This window comes from Streptomyces lucensis JCM 4490, assembly GCF_014650035.1.
Classification (GTDB): Bacteria; Actinomycetota; Actinomycetes; order Streptomycetales; family Streptomycetaceae; genus Streptomyces; species Streptomyces lucensis.
Map to the genome: position 1 here is coordinate 178,009 of NZ_BMUE01000003.1, position 16,119 is coordinate 194,127.

Genomic DNA, 16,119 nt, shown 5'->3' on the forward strand with positions numbered 1-16,119 from the left:
GTGGCGGGGATCACGCGCCGAGCGCGGCCCCGCCGTCGACGGTGAGGTGGTGCATGGTGATGTGCGCCGCCTCGTCGGACAGCAGGAACAGGACGGCGTCGGCGACGTCCTGGGGGCGGGCCACCTTCGCCAGCGGGATGCCGACGCGGAAGGCCTCCGGAACACCCTCGATCGAGGCGCGCGCCGCGGACTCGTCGTCCCACAGCGAGGTCAGCATGGGGGTGTCGGTCGAGCCGGGGGCGACCACGTTGCAGCGGATGCCGTACGCGGCGCTCTCCAGGCCGAGGCACTTGGTGAACATGGACGCCGCGGCCTTGGACGCCGCGTAGGCGCCCATCTCCATCCGCGCGGTACCCGCGGCGTTGGAGGCGATCGTGACCAGGGCGCCGCGCCGCCGCGGCATCATCCGGCGCACGACGGCGCGCGACACGTGGAACACGCCGGTCGTGTTCACGGCGAAGGTCGCCTGCCAGTCCTCGTCGGTGAGGTCGCCGACCCGCCCGGTGCGCAGCACCCCGGCGGCGTTGACGAGCCGGTCGACCGGGCCGAGCCGCTCCTCCACGGCCTCGATCACCGCGTCGACCTGGGCGCTCGAGGTGACGTCGACCGGGAAGGCCGTCGCCCGGTACCCGGCCTCCCTCAGTTCCTTGGCCACCACCTCCAGCCGGCCGGCGTCCCGGTCCAGCAGCGCGACCGAGGCGCCGCGCGCGGCGAGCGTCCCGGCGACCGCGCCGCCGATGCCGCCTGCCGCGCCGGTCACCACCGCGATCGTGTCCTTCATCGGCGGAACTCCTCTCCCCTTGTCATGTGTGCCGTCGTCGTGCGTCGCCGGTCCCGGTCGTGCCACGCGGAGACCACTTCGAGCGCCTGCCAGGGATTGAGGCGCGGGTCGCACAGCGTGGTGTACGCGCCGTCCAGCCCGTCCGCCCGGGAGGCGTCCGCCACGCACTCGGTGACGTCGTACGGCGTCGCCTCCAGGTGCAGGCCGCCCGCGACTCCGCCCGCGGCCGCGACGGCGTCCTGGAAGCCGACGACCTCGCGCACGATGGAGTCGACGTGCCGTGTCTTCATGCCGCCGGGAGCGTTCACGGTGTTGCCGTGCATCGGGTCGGACAGCCAGCTGACGGGATGTCCCGCGGCCCGCACGGCGGCCACCAGCGCGGGCAGCCGCTCGGTGACGGCGTCGGCGCCCATCCGGGCGATCAGGGTGAGCCTGCCGGGGGTCCGGTCGGGGTCGAGCAGTGAGCACAGGCGCACCAGGTCGTCGGTGTCGGCGGACGGTCCGACCTTGCAGGCGACGGGGTTGTCCACGGACGCGAGCAGGCGCACGTGGGCCCCGTCGGCCTGCCGGGTGCGCTCGCCGATCCACGGCCAGTGCGTGGAGGTCAGCAGCAGCCGGCCGTCGCGGTCGCGGCGCAGCAGGGGCAGTTCGTAGTCGAGTACGAGGGCCTCGTGACTGGTCCACACATGGGCGTACGGCCCCATCGCCTCGCCGGTGCCGCGCAGGCGCAGCGCGTCCACGGCCACGGCCGCGGCGTCGTAGCAGGCCGCCATCCACGAGGGCACCGGGCGCCGGGCCCGGTCGTCGGGCTCGGGGCGGTTGACCATGTGCCCGCGGTAGACGGGGAGTTCGCGTCCGCCGACCAGTTCCACGGGCCGGGAGCGGGGTTTGGCGAACTGGCCGGCGATGCGGCCGACGCGCAGGACGGGCCTGCCGGAACGGGAGCGCATCACCTCGGCGAGTTCGTCGAGCAGGTCCGCCTTGCGGGAGACGGGGCCGGCCGCGCACTCCGCCGGATCCTCCGCGCAGTCGCCGGCCTGCAGCACCTGGAACCGGCCCTGGGCGACCTCGGCGAGCAGGGCTCGCAGTGTCGCGACCTCGTCCCGGGTGACCAGGGCGGGCCGGGTGCTGAGATGTTCACGTACGGATTCGAGTTGCGGGTCGTCGAGCCAGTCGGGCTGCTGCCGGGCGGGAAGCGCCCGCCATCGGCGCATCTCGTCGGAGGAGAGAGCGGCGCCCTCGTCCTCGGCGAGCAGCAGAGCGGTGTTGTCGGACATCGTTGCGCTACCTCCGTACAGGGGCGCGAGCAGGGCGGGAGAGGGCGCGGAACGCGGTGTGCGCCGTCAGGCCCGGTGGGCGGCCCGGGCGGTTCCCCCCGTGCGCAGCCGGGCGTTGTCGTCGAACAGGGCGGTGAGCTCCTTCTCGGCGATGCCGAGCACCCGGGCGGAGAACGACCGCAGGGCGTCCAGGTACGCGTCCCGCAGCGCGGCCTCGTCGACGTGCGGCGTGCGGCCGTTCTCCAGCAGCATCCGGCCGGCCACCAGCACGGTGTGCACGTCGGCCGTGCCGCCCAGCGTCAGGTAGCCCTCCAGCGGACGCGGGTTGAGCAGGTAGCGCCAGTCGTCGACGGGTACGAGCACCAGGTCGGCCTGTTTGCCCGCCTCCAGGCTGCCGACCTCCCGCTCCCAGCCGAGGCCGCGCGCCCCGATCCGGGTGGCCATGGCGAGCGCCTCGCTGGCGGGCAGGGTGGTGTGGTCCGCGGCGAGTTCGTTGTACATCTGCCAGGCGGCCCGCATCTCCTCGGCCATCCCCATGACGGGGAAGACCCCCCCGTCCGTGGACAGGGACACATCGAGCCCGGAGCGCTTGAGGTCCGGGATGAGACCGGTCTCGGACAGGGTGGACTCACCGGTGGGGCCGTACTTCGCGGGCGAGTGGCTGATGTGCACCCCGGCGTCGAGCAGCATCCGCTGCTCCTCGGGGTCGGCGAACGCGCAGTGCACCGCCATGAGCCGGTCGTTGAGCAGTCCGAGCCGGTCCAGCCTGCGCACGGGTGTGGTGCCGAAGTGGGTGCGCACCGCCTCCGCCTCGTTGCGCAGGGCGCCGACGTGCGTGGCGAACGGGACGTCGTACTCGGTGGACAGACGGGCCAGGCCGCGGCCGAGCTCGTCGCTCATGTTGGTGAGGTAGGGGGCCGTGGGCCAGGCCCGCAGCCGGCCGGTGCGGTCCGCGGCGCACCGGTCCAGTACCCCTTGGATCCAGGCCAGTTCGGTGTCGGCGTCGCGGGTGCGTTCGGGGGCCCCGCTGCCCGTGCCGCACACGGTGTCCGCCACCCAGGCGCTCACCGAGCAGCGGATGCCCAGGTCCAGTGCCGCGTCGGCCAGTGCCTCGGGGCGGTTGACGGATCCGACGTCGCCGAGGGTGGTGGTCCCGGAGCGCAGCTGCGTCCACAGCGCGTACCGGGCGACGGCCCGTGCCTCGTCGGGCTCCAGGGCGTCCACCAGGCGGCGGAAGCCCTCGAACCCGGCGGAGACCTTGGCGATGTCCCCGCCCAGGGCCATGAATCCCGGCTCGTCGGCCCGGTCGTCCGCCGGGCGCAGGGCGCCCTTGAAGGGCAGCCGGACCGCGAACAGGTCGTGCCAGTGGTTGTTCACGAAGCCGGGCATCACGAGCATGGACCCGGCGTCGAGTGTCCGCAGCCCCGCCCGCTGTGCGGGGGTGAGCGCGGTGACGGCCTGCGCCACCTCCTCGGCCGGGCCGACGGCGGCGATCCGGTCGCCGACGACGAGCACGGACCCGGTGGGGTGCACCCGGGCCGCGGCGTCCGCCGTGCAGACGTGTCCGCCGTGGATCAGCAACGCCGGCGGGCGGGCGGGCAGCCCCTCGTCGGCTGGGAGCGGGGCGGCGTTCATGCCGAGGCCTCCCCCGGGGCCGCCGCGACGGCGTCGAAGTGCCGCTGCCAGGCGTCGAGCGTGGGCTCGGCGGCCAGTTCGCGGAACTGCACCGGCAGGCCCTCCCTGCGCCACCGGTTGACCAGCCGCATCATCTCCAGGGAGCCGAGCCCCAGGTGGATGAGGTTGGCGTCCGGAGCGATGGCGCCGGGGTCGGTGCCGATCATGGCCGCGACGGCCTCTCGCAGCGCGGCGGACACCTGAGCCGGTGCCTGCCCCGAGCCGTCCGCTGTGGTCTCCATGGTTGTCCTGCGTCCTTCGGGGTCGGTGGGGTGTGCGGGGGCGGGGCCGGTGCCGTCGGCCGGTCCCGGGGCGGTCATCGGGCGGCCGCCGCTTCGGACGGGGCGTCCGCCGCCTCGATCCGGGCCGCGGCATCGGCCGCGAGGACCTTCTTGTCGACCTTGCCGAGCCCGGTCAGCGGCAGCTTCACGACGATCTCCAGCCAGTCGGGCAGCTTGTAGTCGGCCAGCCCGGCCGCGTGCAGTGCCTCCTTCAGCTCCCGCAGCGAGGGCGGCGGTCCGGCCGGGACCACATAGGCTCCGACGCGCTCGCCCAGGAACGGGTCGGGCACCGGTACGACGGCGACCTCGGCCACCGCCGGGTGGGCGAGGAGGTGTTCCTCCACCTCTGAGGCGGACACCTTGTCCCCGCCGCGGATGATGACGTCCTTGATGCGGCCCTCGATGACGAGGGCGCCGTCCTCGGTGAGCCGGGCGAGGTCGCCGGTGCGGTAGAAGCCGTCGTCGGTGAAGGCGCGGGCGTTGTGTTCCGGCGCCCGGTAGTAGCCCTGCAGGGTGTAGGGGCCGCGGGCGAGCAGTTCGCCGGTGCCGCCCGGCGGCAGGTCGTCGCCGTCGGGGCCGGCGATCCGCACCTCGTCGTCGGGCGAGAGGGGACGGCCCTGCGTGCTCAGGACGGTCTCCTCGCTGTCGGTGGCGCGGGTGAGGGTGAGCAGGCCCTCCGCCATCCCGAAGACCTGCTGCAGCCGGCAGCCGAGGACGGGGGTGATGCGCTCCGCGATGGCGCGGTGCAGCCGGGCACCGCCGATCTGCACGAGCTTCAGGCTCGACAGGTCGGCCTCGTTCCACTCGGCGGCCTCCAGCCACAGCTGGGCCACGGTCGGGACGAGCGAGGTGAACGTGACCCGTTCGCGCTCGATGGTCTCGAAGCACTCGTCGGCGATGGGCGCGTCCATGAGGACGACGGTGCCGCCGGAGCGCAGGGTTCCCACCACGCCGGGGCATCCCCAGGTGAAGTTGAACTCCGCCGGGAGGACCGCGAGGTAGACGTCGTCGGAGCCGAGTCCCAGCAGTTCGGCGGCCGCCCTGGTCTGGTACGCGTAGTCGTCGTGGGTCCTGGGGATCAGCTTCGGCAGCGCCGTCGTGCCCCCGGACAGCAGGAAGAAGGCCACGTCGGACGGGTCGGGCGCGGGCATCGGCCGGGGCTCGGCGTCCGCCTCGTCCAGCGCGACGAGCACTCCGGCGGGGGCGTCGGCCGCGGCTTTAGCCGCGGGGTCGAGGACGAAGACCGTGCGCAGGGCGTCGTGCTCGGCCACCAGGTCGAGGGCGAGCCGCGTGTGGTCGAAGCCCTGGTAGGTGCCCGGCACCACGTAGGCGACCGCCCCGGAGAGCGCGACGAGGTGACGGATCTCGTTGGCCCGGTGCGAGACCAGCGAGAACACCGGCTTGGCGCCCATGCGGAAGAGGGCGAAGCAGACGATGACGAACTCGGGCACGTTCGGCAGCTGTACGACGACCCGGTCACCCGCCCGGATGCCCTGCTCGACGAAGCCCGCGGCCGTCCGGGAGACGCGGCGGTCGAGTTCCGCGTAGGTCAGACGGCGCCGCCCCAGCACCAGCGCGGTGCGCCCGGCGTGTGCCGCCGCGGCGGCGGCCAGCAGGTCGCCGAGGCTCTCCCCGCGCCAGTGGCCGGCCGTCCGGTAGTGCCGGGCCCGTTCCGCGGGCCACGGCGTGCATCCCTCAAGCATGGTCGTCGTCCCCCTCCGCGTAGCGGGACGCGGTGATCTCCACGACGGCACAGCCCGCCTCCATGCCGGGTGAGGCCCCGATGACCATCACCAGGTCTCCGGTGTCCACCTGTCCGGTCCGCCACAGGTGTTCCAGTCCGGCGACCGGGTCGGCGGCGCCCATGTGGCCGGTGGTGCGGGTGAACTCCCAGATGCCGCGCTTCTCGTCGATCTCCAGGGGGTCGAGGAAGGACGCCTGCAACGGGAACTGCGAGAAGCCGATGTGGCAGACCCGGGAGATGTCGGCCATGGTGACGCCGGCCTCCGCCAGCGTCCGGTGAGCGGCGGCGGCGACCGTGTCGCCGAAGTTGCCCATGGGCGGAGGGACTCCCCGCGCCCACTCCTGACGCCAGAACTCCCTGCGCTCCTCCAGGTTGAGGGTGCGTCCCACGGTGGGGCCGGGCGGGAACAGGGTCTCCCCGCCGCGGTGCAGCTCCTCCATCGACGGGGTCGACACGGAGCCGACGGCCAGCACTCGGGCGAAGCCGCCGCGGCGGGACACCACGGCAGCCGCTCCGCCGTCGCCGAGCAGGAAGAGCTTCGAGGCCCGCCAGCGGTCGACCAGCGGGGTGGAGAAGTTGTCGCCGGAGGTCAGCAGCACCGCCGGGGGCCCGTCGGGCGTGGCCATGAGGCGGCCGGCGGCCAGCTCCAGGGCGGAGAGCATGCCGAGGCAGCCCTGGCGGACCTCGACGGCCGTGACCGGGCGGTCGAGGGTGTGCCGCAGGACGTAGTGCTGGGCGGACCAGCCGTCGGGGCCCTGGAAGTGGACGCTGCTGTGCAGCAGCGCGCCGAAGTCCCCGGGCTCGTGCCCGGAGCGGGCCAGCGCCGTCCCGGCGGCGCGCACCGCCAGGTCGGGTCCCGGGGTGTCGCCCGCGACCGGAACGGACTCGATCCCCGACTCCTCCCGGTCCTCGGCGCCGTACGCGCCCTCGTCGACGGCGCGCTGGGTCGGGTACCGCTCGGGCAGGTACGCGGCGATGCCCGCGAGATGGATGCCGTCGGCCTTCATGAGCGGGCCCCTCCCGCCATCGCGGCGGCGCCCGCGTTCACGGGCTGGGCGGCCGGCACCAGGAAGCGTCCGACGCTGCCGAGCTTCTCGCAGGTCTCCTCCAGTTCCCGCTCGGGGCGGGACTGGCCCACGATGCCCGCGCCGGCCCGCAGCCAGGTGCGGCCGGCCTGCCGGTAGACGCTGCGCAGGACCAGGGCCGCGTCCATGGCGCCCTGGTGGTCCACCGTCAGCACGGCGCCGCTGTACAGTCCCCGGGCCTCGGACTCGTTGCTGCGGATGCTCTCGTACGCGGCGTCCTTGGGCACACCGGAGGCGGTGACCGCGGGGAACACCGCGCCGAAGGCGTCCCAGGCGCGCCGGCCGGCGGCGAGCCGGCCGCCCACCCGGGAGGCGAGGTGCTGCACGGTGCCGCGCTCCTTGACGACCATGAACTCCTCGACGTCGACGGTGCCGGGGGCGCACACGTCGAGCAGTTCGTCGCAGGCGATCTTGACGGAGATCGCGTGCTCGTAGATCTCCTTGGGGTCGGCGAGGAGTTCGGCGCGCAGCCGCGCGTCCTCGGTCCGGTCACCGGTCAGCGCCCGGGTACCGGCGAGGGGCTGGCTGACGACCCTGCCGTCCGGCTGGACCTGGACGACGATCTCCGGACTGAAGCCGGTCGCCTCGATGCCGCCGAGGCTGAGCAGGAACGACCGCGCGGGATTGTTGCCGCGCCGGCCCGCCAGGTAGGTGCCCACGAAGTCGACCTCGTGGTCGACCGGGACCACCCGCGAGAAGATCACCTTCTGCAGCCGCTGGTCGTTGATCGCGTCCACCGCGGCGCCGACGGCCCTGCGGTAGTCGTCCGCTCCGGCCTGCCGCACGTCCACGGGGTCGGGCACCGAGCGCGGCTCGGCTCCCTGTGCCGTCAGCACCTCCAGCACCGCCGAGAGGGTGGCCTGGTCGGCGGAGCGCAGATACGCCTCGCCGCTGTCGATCCTGACCTCGGTGTGCGGGACGACGAGGTGGAGCAGCCGCTGGTCGCCGACGTGCCGCAGGTCTCCGTCCTTGGCGTAACTCAGCTCGAACGCCGCCCAGCCGTAGGCCCGCCAGTCCTTGACCTGCACGGCGTCCAGCAGGTTCTGCACCTGCCGCAGCGGACGGCCGTCCCACGGCAGGTGCACCTCCTCCCCCTGCCGCAGCCGGGCTCCGGTGCGGTCCAGGGTGATCTCGGCCGTCGCGCCGCCGGCGTAGGACCAGGTGCCGCCGTTCTCGTAGACCACGTAGTCCGGGTGCAGACCGGACGAGGCCAGGCGGGCGGCGGCGGTCATCGGGTCCGCGGCGAGCCGCAACCTGGTCTCGAAGTAGTGCCTGGGGGACTGGTACATCGCGAATGTCCTCTTCTCGACAGCCGAAAGGGAAAAGCGGGGTGAGGGCTTCACCGCGGGCACGGGCCGGCGCGCGGCCCCGGGGACAGCCGTGCGATCAGCGCGAGCGCGGGGGCCGTGAGCATGGTGGAGACGAGCGCCATGACGACGAACATCGTGAACACCGTCGGTGTGATGACCCCGAGGTCCAGGCCGATGTTGAGCACCACCAGCTCGGTCAGGCCGCGGCAGTTCATCAGCGCGCCGATGGACAGGGAGTCCTCCCAGCCCAGGCCGCAGCCGCGGGCGGCGAGCGTGCTGCTGCCCCACTTCGCGACCGTCGCCGTCAGCACGACCGCCAGGCACCAGCACCATGCCTGCGGGCCGCCGAGCAGCCCGATCGAGGTACGCAGCCCGGAGAAGACGAAGAAGAGCGGCAGCAGCAGCGCCTCGGTCACCGACCGCAGCCGTGCGACGGCCCACTCGACCGGCGCGCAGCCCCGGGGCGTGACGGCTCCCAGCAGGAAGGGCCCGAAGATCGCGTGGATGCCTATCTCGTCCGTGGCCAGGGCGCACAGCAGGATGCCGGAGAAGAGCACCGGCAGCACGGAGCCGCGGGACCACGGCCGGGCGCTCAGCGTGCGCTCCAGCAGGGGCCGTACGACGAGGTGCAGCAGCGCGCAGAACAGTGCGGTGAGGACCAGGATGCGGACCACGCCGAACGGCGGGGTGTGCCCCGCCACGGCGACGACCACGGCGAGCAGGCACCAGGCCGTGATGTCCCCCACGGCGGCGCAGGAGAGCGCGACCGGCCCGGCCGGCAGGTCGGCGGAGCGCCGCTCCGCGATGATGCGGGCCAGGACCGGGAACGCCGTGATGCTCATCGCGACGGCGACGAACAGACCGAAGGCCGTGAAGTCCATGCCGTCCGGGGCGTACGTGCCGTACATCCCCAGCGCCAGCAGGGCGCCGGCGAGCAGGGGCACGGCGACGCCGACATGGCTGATGGCCAGGACGGCCCTGCCGCGCCCGCGCACCGCGCCCAGGTCCAGCTCGTGGCCGACCATGAACATGAAGCTGACCAGCCCGAGTTGTGCGAGGTTGTCGATCGGCGCCGTCAGCCGCGCGGGGAACAGCCAGTGGTATCCGGACGGCCACAGCAGTCCGAGCAGCGAGGGACCGAGGAGGATGCCGGCGACGATCTCGCCGATGACGGCGGGCTGGCCCAGCCGCCGGAAGGCGCTTGCCGTCAGGTGGCAGGCGAGCAGCATCACCGGCAGGGCGAGCAGCAGGGCGGCGAAGGCTCCCGAGGGGGTGTGCGCCCGGTCCGCGCCGCCCGCGGCGTCGCCCGTGCCGGTGACCGTGCCGCCGAGGCGCAGCACGGCCACCACCAGGACCGCCGGGACGAGCACCAGCAGCACGTAGACCTGTCGGGTGCGCCCCCGCCGCACCGGGGGCGCCAGCCTCAGATCGTCGGCCATGACGCGTACTGCCGCAGCCCGTACAGCAGCGGCGCGGGGGTGGGGTTCAGCAGGACGTCGCGCACCTCGGCGAAGACGACGACGTGATCGCCGTGGGTGGTGTGGTGCGCGATCGCGCAGTTGGCCACCGCGTGGGCGTCTGTGCGCAGGTGCGGCCCCGCGGCCCCCGGGGGCACGGTCCACTCGACGCGGTCGAAGCGGTCCGGCGCGCCGGAGGCGAACAGCTCCGCCGTCGGCCGCGCCCCTTCGTGGAGGAGGTTCATGACGAACTCACCGGCGCTGAGCGCGGCACCCAGCGTGGGGCTGCCGCTGCGCAGGCACACCAGGAGGGTGGGCGGTTCCAGGGCGACGCTCACCAGAGAGGTGCACGTCATGCCCCAGGGACGGGCCTCGGCGTCGAAGGCGGTGACGATTCCTACGCCGGTCGGGAACCCCGCCATCAACTGCCGCAGCCCGTCGGAACCTTCGAGGCGAGCCCGTTCGCCCACGTCCGTACGCGTCGCTGGGTTCATGGAAGGTCTCCGCGCTCTACTTGCCGTGCAGGGAACGCAGGATGTCGTACGTGGCGGGCAGTTCCCGGAGCTGTTCGGCCGCGCGGCGCGGTACGTCGGCGAAGATCGCCTCCACGCTCTCGACCGACGCGGGCTTGTACCGCAGGGCGGGCAGCACCTGCTCCGGGAGGTGGCCGAGGCCGGCGAACATGCACCAGTAGTTGGTGTTGTTCCAGAAGTTCTTGTTGCCCGTCTCGGACGTGCCGTGCAGCACCTGCTCGCCGGAGCCGTACGGGTTGACGGGGAGACCGGCCCGGTACAGCTCGACCTTCTCCTGCAGGTCGTCACCGAGCGGCAGCTTCTTGTTCGCCCGCCAGAACTCGGTGTCCGTGCGGGGCGAGAAGGCGAAGTGGGTCTGGATGAAGTCGATCGTGAAGTCGAACATGCTCTCGATCTCCCGGTTGAACCGGTTGATCAGCCTCGGGTCGAACCGCTTGTCCGGGAAGTGCTTGGCGAGCTGCTCGACGGCCGTGTAGATGAAGTAGATGCCCGTCGACTCCAGGGGCTCCACGAAGCAGGAGGCCAGGCCGATGGAGACGCAGTTGCGCACCCAGGCCCGGCGGTTGCGGCCCACCCGGAAGGAGACGTGGTTGAACTCGGTGTTCTCCGGGTCGAGCCCCCACAGCTCGCAGAACTCCTTCGTCGCGGCCTCGCGGGTGGTGAACTTGCTGGAGAAGACGTAGCCCGTCCCGAACCGTGACAGCATCGGGATCTTCCAGGTCCAGCCGTTGGACATGGCGATCGACGAGGTGAAGGGCTCGACGCCGTTCGCGGCGTCGTCGTGCGGCACGGCGGTGGCCACCGCGCTGTCGTTCAGCAGCTTGTGCCCCATGTCGACGAACGGCTCGCCCATGGCCTTGTTGATCAGCAGGCCCCGGAAACCGGAGCAGTCGACGAACAGGTCGCCTTCCAGGAGTTCGTCGTCCTTCGTCCGCAGCGCGGTGATGAAGCCGCGCTCGTCCTGGACGACCTCCGCCATCTCGCCCTGGACGTGCCGGACACCCTGCTTCTGGGTGGCGAAGCGGCGCAGGAAATCGGCGACCAGCGCGGCGTCGAAGTGCCAGGCGTAGTCCATGGCCCGGGTGCCGTCCGCCTTCCAGGGGCCCTTCTTCGCGTCCAGGACCGCTGTCTCCGGGAAACACGCCCGGTCGAACGGGCCGGGGTCGTCGCCGCGCTGCTGCTTGAGGTACCAGTACTGCGGCAGCGGGACACCGTCGTGCTGCTGCAGGTGCGCGAAGTGGTGGTAGAAGTAGTCCGTCTCCGCCCCGAGCGGGCGCGGCTCCGGCGCGCCGGCACCCGGCGTGCGCCAGTTCACGAACTTGATTCCCGCCTTGAAGCTGGCGTTGACTTCCCGCATCCACTCGTGCTCGGGAATGCCCAGGAAGTCGAAGAAAGCGGAATGCAGGTTCGGGACCGTCGCTTCCCCCACGCCGATACGGGGAATGGTGGGAGCCTCGAGCAGTGTGATGTCCACCTCCCCCTGCAGGGCCTTACCGAGGTACGACGCCGTCATCCAACCGGCCGTACCGCCGCCGAGAATGACCAGTCTCCTGATTCGCCCGTCGCTCATGGCACTCCCCCATCGGCTTTTGATTCAGCGGTATCTCCGCCCGGCTGTCCACTCAGGTCCACATCTTGCGGACGGTTTCTATACCGAGGCGGAAGAGAGCCATATCGGAGCTATACTCCGCAGGTCAGAGCGGTGGAGCGGGCCTTCGCGGCCCGTCCGCCGGGCATTGGTTCCTCCAGCCCGCACATGTGAAACACACGGGTACGTGTGCGGAAATAATGTTCTGCGCCGCGAACGCCTGCTGTAGCGTCGGGAACAGTTCTGGCGTGCTGTTCGAGGCTGAAGCGTGGTGAAGGACGAGGGGGAACCGCGCCCGGGTTCTCACGGACCGTGTCCCTGCTCCTGTACGCCGGACGGCGCATTCGTCATCGGCCGCTCGCACGGTCATCCACCAAATCGCCCTCCCGTTCCCCTCGACCTCATGTCACCAGGCCGTTTCGGCTGATCCGGACCGTGAACAAGCAAGGGGGTACGGGTGGAATTCCGCGTTCTCGGACCAGTCGGAGTCCGTCGGGCGGAGCGAGGGCTGACGCTGGTCGCGGAGAAGCCGAAGACGATACTCGCCGCACTGCTCCTGGCGGGCGACCGCGTCGTCTCCGACGCGTACCTGCGCGAGGTCACCTGGGGACCCACGCCGCCCGCCACGGTCGACCAGCAGCTCTACACGTACGTCTCACGGCTGCGCAAGCTGCTGTCCGGCGGTGCCACGATCCTGCGTCACCGGCCGGGCTACCGGCTGCTGCGGACCGACGCGACGCTGGACCACGCCGAGTTCGACCGGCTGGCCGGCCTCGGCTACGACGCCCTGAAGGAGCGCCGCTACGCCGTGGCCGCCGAGCACCTCGCCGCGGCACTCGCACTGTGGCGGGGCCCGGCGCTCGGCGGGGTGACCGAGCACCTGGCGCGGGTCGAGCTGCCCCGGCTGGAGGAGGCCCGCATGGCGGCGCTGGAGGGCCGCATCGCGGCCGACCTCGCGCTCGGCCGGCACGACGCCCTGGTCCCCGAACTCGCCGGTCTGGTGGAGGCGCACCCGGTGCGGGAGCGGCTGCGCGCCCAGCTCATGACCGCGCTCTACCGGGCCGGCCGGCAGGCCGACGCCCTGGCCGAGTACCAGCGCGGGCGGGAGATACTCGCCGAGGAGCTGGGCATCGACCCCAGCTCCGCGCTCAACGACGTCTTCCAGTCCATCCTGTCCGGGGACCCCCAGCTCACCGCTCCGGCCGACCCGCCCCAGGAGGTCCGGGTGCTGTCCCGCGGGCAGGTGCGGCCCGCCATGCTGCCTCCGTGCGTCGCCGACTTCACCGGGCGCGAGCGCCAGTTGCGGGAACTGTCCGGCCTGCTGTGCGGCGACCGGGCGGGGGCGGCACCGGTCGTGGTGACCGGCACCGCGGGCGTGGGCAAGAGCGCCCTCGCCGTCCAGGCCGCGCGGATGTGCCTCGACGCCTTCCCCGACGGCCAGCTGTACGCGGACCTGGGCGGGCCGCGGGACCGCCCCCGGGACCCCAGCGACGTACTGGAGTGGTTCCTCCAGGCGCTGTGCGGACCCGGGAGTCCCGTCCCCGCCACGGTCGAGGCGCGCACCCAGCTCTACCGCAGCGTGCTCGCCGAACGCCGGGTGCTGATCGTGCTCGACAACGTCCAGGACGAGCAGCAGGTGCGGCCGCTGCTTCCCGGGGCCGCCGGCAGCCGGGTGATCGTGACGACCCGGTCCCGTCTCACCGCACTGGAGGGCGCGCGGCCGCTGGAGCTGGACGTCTTCGACCGAGCCGAGGCGCTGGCCCTGCTGCGTCGCGTGGTCGGCGCCGGCCGCGTCGCGCGGGAGCACGAGGTGGCCGACTCGCTGGTCGCCCGGTGCGGCCGGCTGCCGATCGCCGTGCGGGTGGTGGCCGGACGGCTGGCCGCCAAACCGCACTGGACGCTGGGCGAGATGGCGCGCAGGATGGCCGACGGCGCACGGCGTCCGCTGGACGAGCTGCGCCTCGGCGACATCGACGTCCGCGCCTCGCTGCGTCCGGGATATCTGCGCCTGCCGGCCAGGGCCAGGACGGCGCTGTGCCGGCTGTCCCTGCTGCACGGGACGGAGATACCGGTCTGGCTGGCGGCCGTGGTGCTGGAGACCGACGAGGCCGGGGCCGAGGACGTCCTCGAGACCCTGGTCGACGCCCGGCTGCTGGAGGTGCGCGGTACCGACGGCACGGGCCGGCTGCGCTGCCGGATGCACCCGGTCGTCCGCCTGTTCGCCGGTGAGTGCGCGCAGGCCGGGACCACCGCCGCCGAACGCCGCTCGACGGTCGAGCGGGCGCTCACCGCGTGGCTGATGCGGGCCCGCGCCGCCGCCCGCACCCTGAACGACGGGCGGCACGTGGCGGGGAGCAGGGCGCTGCTGTGGTTCGAGGCCGAGAAACACGGCCTCGTCGCGGCGTTCCGTCAGGCGGACCGCGAGGGGCACGACTCCACGGCCCGCTCGCTCGCCCGTGCCCTGACGGAACTGCGCACGCTCAGTGGCGCGGCCCACGGCGCGCCCCCGGGCGGGACCGGCCGGTCGCGTGCGGGCGCCGACCCGGGGCCGAGAGCGATGGACGCGCCGCTCACGGCCGTGTCCGCCGGGACCGTCTGACGCCGCTCGCCCGGCCGTACTCGCCGGCCACGGATGGCGCCCCGGCGCTGCGGCCATGGGCCGCTCGCAGCGCCGGGGCTACGCGGTGGACGGCGGTGAGCACCGGGGGTCAATGCTCACCGGGACACCAGCCGCGTGTCCTTCGGGGCCGTCGCTACAGTGCGGCGTCGGCCCGGGTCTGCTGTCCGGGTGCCGCCTGCGCGGGCCGCCCCTGCTGGGGAGCACCGCCGGCCGGAACGCGGACCATCGCGAAGGCGAGCAGGGCGGCCACGGCACCGAGCACCGCCGCCACGCCCAGCATGACGTTCAGGCCGGACGCGAACGCCTCGTGCACCAGGTGCTCCACTCCGGCGCGTTCGCCCGCCGGCGCGGCGGAGACGATCGAGTCCGCCTGTCCGCCGCTGAGCGCGACGGCGGCCTGGTGCGGGTCCGCGACATGGCCGTTGTCCTCGAGCACGCTCTCGATCCGCGACTGGAAGATCACTCCGAAGACCGCGATGCCCAGCGCGAAGCCAAGCTGCCGGAAGGTGTTGACCGCACCGCCCGCCATGCCCCCGCGCTCCGGCGGCACCGAGGCCAGCGCCGCAGCCGACAGGCTCGGCGTCACGAGCCCGACGCCCAGGCCGGAGACGACGAGGCCCAGCACGATGGCGTCGGCGGAGGAGCCCGCGTCGAGCATGGCCTGCAGTGCGGAACCCCCGGCGATCAGCGCAAGCCCCACTCCCATGGACACCCGGGGCGGAAAGGGCCCGAAGCGGCCGACGAGGATCGAGACGACGAACGCGGCGCCGCACATGGGCAGGATGTACAGGCCGGCCTTGACCGGCCCGTAGCCCAGCACGGACTGCATCCACAGCGACTCGAACAGCAGGTAGGCGAAGGCGGCGGCCTGCAGGATGAGGGCGCTGACCATGATGCCGGTGAACGAGGGCCGGCGGAACAGGGACAGGTCGAGGATGGGGTGCTCGTGCCTGGACTCGACCACCACGAAGAGAGCCAGGGCGACGACGGCGACGGCGAACATGGTGAGCGTGAGGGACGCGCCCCAGCCGTCGGAGTGGGCCCGGATCAGCGCGAAGGTGAGCGCCCCGCTCGCCACGGTGAAGGTGAGGATGCCGAGGACGTCGGGACGCTGCCCGGCGGCGCTCTTCTCCTCGCGTACCACGCGCAGGGTCATCACGACGGCGATCAGGCAGACCGGCAGGTTGACGAAGAAGATCCACCGCCAGTCGAGGTACTCGGTGAGCAGACCGCCGACCACCGGGCCGGCCGCCGCCGCGATCGCGTTGGTGGCGCCCCAGACCGCGAACGCGACACCGCGCTCCCGGCCGTCGTAATGCATGCCCAGCAGGGCGAGCGTCGTCCCGAACATGCCGGCGGCACCGAGCCCCTGCACCGCCCTGGCGGCGATCAGCACGTCCGCGTTCGGGGCGACGGCGCACACCAGGGAGGCCGCGGTGAACACGATCAGGCCCCACAGGTAGACCTTCTTGCGGCCGATCCGGTCGGCCGAGGAGCCCACACCGAGCAGCAGCGACGCCAGCGCGAGGGCGTAGATGTCGACAACCCACTCCAGGTCGGGGAGCGTGGTGTCGAAATCCGCCGCCATGTCGGGCAGTGCCACGGTCACGATCGTGACGTCCACCAGAAGCATGAAGGTGCCCAGGCTGATCGCCGCCAAGGGCCACCACTTACGCATACGAACCCCTTCCCGAGTCCGGGAGCCCACGGCTCCCGTTGCTCCTGCCACCTTCGGGGTCCGGGGCGCCCCTGCCTACACACGGCGAGTG

12 protein-coding genes are annotated in these 16,119 nt (G+C 72.8%); 1 reads left to right on the forward strand and 11 read right to left on the reverse strand.

From position 1 onward, the window contains the following. Nucleotides 1–10: 10 nt before the first annotated feature. The 10 genes from IE177_RS08790 to IE177_RS08835 all read right to left on the reverse strand — a co-directional run bounded on the left by IE177_RS08790 (nucleotide 11) and on the right by IE177_RS08835 (nucleotide 11,712). Nucleotides 11–781: a 2,3-dihydro-2,3-dihydroxybenzoate dehydrogenase gene (locus IE177_RS08790; RefSeq protein ID WP_190014462.1), complete on the reverse strand. Its 771-nt coding sequence runs from the start codon at nucleotides 779–781 to the stop codon at nucleotides 11–13. Then, nucleotides 778–1,995: a 3-deoxy-7-phosphoheptulonate synthase gene (locus tag IE177_RS08795; protein ID WP_229815998.1), complete on the reverse strand. Its 1,218-nt coding sequence runs from the start codon at nucleotides 1,993–1,995 to the stop codon at nucleotides 778–780. The genes IE177_RS08790 and IE177_RS08795 overlap by 4 nt, the downstream gene beginning before the upstream one ends. Nucleotides 1,996–2,124: 129 nt before the next feature. After that, complete coding sequence (locus tag IE177_RS08800; protein WP_190014466.1) at nucleotides 2,125–3,693, reverse strand: amidohydrolase family protein; 1,569 nt, start codon at nucleotides 3,691–3,693, stop codon at nucleotides 2,125–2,127. Then, entirely contained in the window at nucleotides 3,690–3,974 is a 285-nt protein-coding gene (locus tag IE177_RS08805; protein ID WP_190014468.1) for a phosphopantetheine-binding protein, read from the reverse strand. Before IE177_RS08805 ends, IE177_RS08800 begins: the two co-directional genes overlap by 4 nt. A 74-nt stretch (nucleotides 3,975–4,048) precedes the next feature. Beyond that, entirely contained in the window at nucleotides 4,049–5,716 is a 1,668-nt protein-coding gene (locus IE177_RS08810) for a (2,3-dihydroxybenzoyl)adenylate synthase (RefSeq protein ID WP_190014470.1), read from the reverse strand. After that, nucleotides 5,709–6,764 carry a ketoacyl-ACP synthase III family protein gene (locus IE177_RS08815; RefSeq protein ID WP_190014472.1) on the reverse strand — a complete coding sequence of 352 codons (1,056 nt, stop codon included), beginning with the start codon at nucleotides 6,762–6,764 and terminating at the stop codon, nucleotides 5,709–5,711. The genes IE177_RS08810 and IE177_RS08815 overlap by 8 nt, the downstream gene beginning before the upstream one ends. Beyond that, nucleotides 6,761–8,131 carry a salicylate synthase gene (locus IE177_RS08820; RefSeq protein ID WP_190014474.1) on the reverse strand — a complete coding sequence of 457 codons (1,371 nt, stop codon included), beginning with the start codon at nucleotides 8,129–8,131 and terminating at the stop codon, nucleotides 6,761–6,763. The genes IE177_RS08815 and IE177_RS08820 overlap by 4 nt, the downstream gene beginning before the upstream one ends. Before the next feature lie 50 nt (nucleotides 8,132–8,181). Next, nucleotides 8,182–9,591 (reverse strand): cation:proton antiporter, encoded by a 1,410-nt coding sequence (locus tag IE177_RS08825; RefSeq protein ID WP_190014476.1) that lies wholly within the window; start codon nucleotides 9,589–9,591, stop codon nucleotides 8,182–8,184. After that, on the reverse strand, nucleotides 9,576–10,103 hold the full coding sequence (locus IE177_RS08830; protein WP_190014478.1) for a flavin reductase family protein: 528 nt from the start codon (nucleotides 10,101–10,103) through the stop codon (nucleotides 9,576–9,578). The genes IE177_RS08825 and IE177_RS08830 overlap by 16 nt, the downstream gene beginning before the upstream one ends. A 16-nt stretch (nucleotides 10,104–10,119) precedes the next feature. Continuing rightward, on the reverse strand, nucleotides 10,120–11,712 hold the full coding sequence (locus IE177_RS08835; protein ID WP_190014480.1) for a tryptophan halogenase family protein: 1,593 nt from the start codon (nucleotides 11,710–11,712) through the stop codon (nucleotides 10,120–10,122). A gap of 475 nt (nucleotides 11,713–12,187) precedes the next feature. On the opposite strand from IE177_RS08835, the gene IE177_RS08840 reads away from it, so the two are divergent. Then, nucleotides 12,188–14,329 (forward strand): AfsR/SARP family transcriptional regulator, encoded by a 2,142-nt coding sequence (locus IE177_RS08840; RefSeq protein ID WP_190014482.1) that lies wholly within the window; start codon nucleotides 12,188–12,190, stop codon nucleotides 14,327–14,329. Between the two features lie 154 nt (nucleotides 14,330–14,483). Here IE177_RS08840 and IE177_RS08845 read toward each other — a convergent pair whose 3' ends face one another. Further along, nucleotides 14,484–16,028: an MFS transporter gene (locus IE177_RS08845; RefSeq protein ID WP_190014484.1), complete on the reverse strand. Its 1,545-nt coding sequence runs from the start codon at nucleotides 16,026–16,028 to the stop codon at nucleotides 14,484–14,486. Nucleotides 16,029–16,119 lie beyond the last annotated feature (91 nt).

What these genes read in the sequence shown, in the direction of transcription:
- IE177_RS08790 (WP_190014462.1), bottom strand. Translation starts at nt 781, where the DNA reads ATGAAGGACACGATCGCGGTGGTGACCGGCGCGGCAGGCGGCATCGGC.
- IE177_RS08795 (WP_229815998.1), bottom strand. Translation starts at nt 1,995, where the DNA reads ATGCGCCGATGGCGGGCGCTTCCCGCCCGGCAGCAGCCCGACTGGCTC.
- IE177_RS08800 (WP_190014466.1), bottom strand. Translation starts at nt 3,693, where the DNA reads ATGAACGCCGCCCCGCTCCCAGCCGACGAGGGGCTGCCCGCCCGCCCG.
- IE177_RS08805 (WP_190014468.1), bottom strand. Translation starts at nt 3,974, where the DNA reads ATGGAGACCACAGCGGACGGCTCGGGGCAGGCACCGGCTCAGGTGTCC.
- IE177_RS08810 (WP_190014470.1), bottom strand. Translation starts at nt 5,716, where the DNA reads ATGCTTGAGGGATGCACGCCGTGGCCCGCGGAACGGGCCCGGCACTAC.
- IE177_RS08815 (WP_190014472.1), bottom strand. Translation starts at nt 6,764, where the DNA reads ATGAAGGCCGACGGCATCCATCTCGCGGGCATCGCCGCGTACCTGCCC.
- IE177_RS08820 (WP_190014474.1), bottom strand. Translation starts at nt 8,131, where the DNA reads ATGTACCAGTCCCCCAGGCACTACTTCGAGACCAGGTTGCGGCTCGCC.
- IE177_RS08825 (WP_190014476.1), bottom strand. Translation starts at nt 9,591, where the DNA reads ATGGCCGACGATCTGAGGCTGGCGCCCCCGGTGCGGCGGGGGCGCACC.
- IE177_RS08830 (WP_190014478.1), bottom strand. Translation starts at nt 10,103, where the DNA reads ATGAACCCAGCGACGCGTACGGACGTGGGCGAACGGGCTCGCCTCGAA.
- IE177_RS08835 (WP_190014480.1), bottom strand. Translation starts at nt 11,712, where the DNA reads ATGAGCGACGGGCGAATCAGGAGACTGGTCATTCTCGGCGGCGGTACG.
- IE177_RS08845 (WP_190014484.1), bottom strand. Translation starts at nt 16,028, where the DNA reads ATGCGTAAGTGGTGGCCCTTGGCGGCGATCAGCCTGGGCACCTTCATG.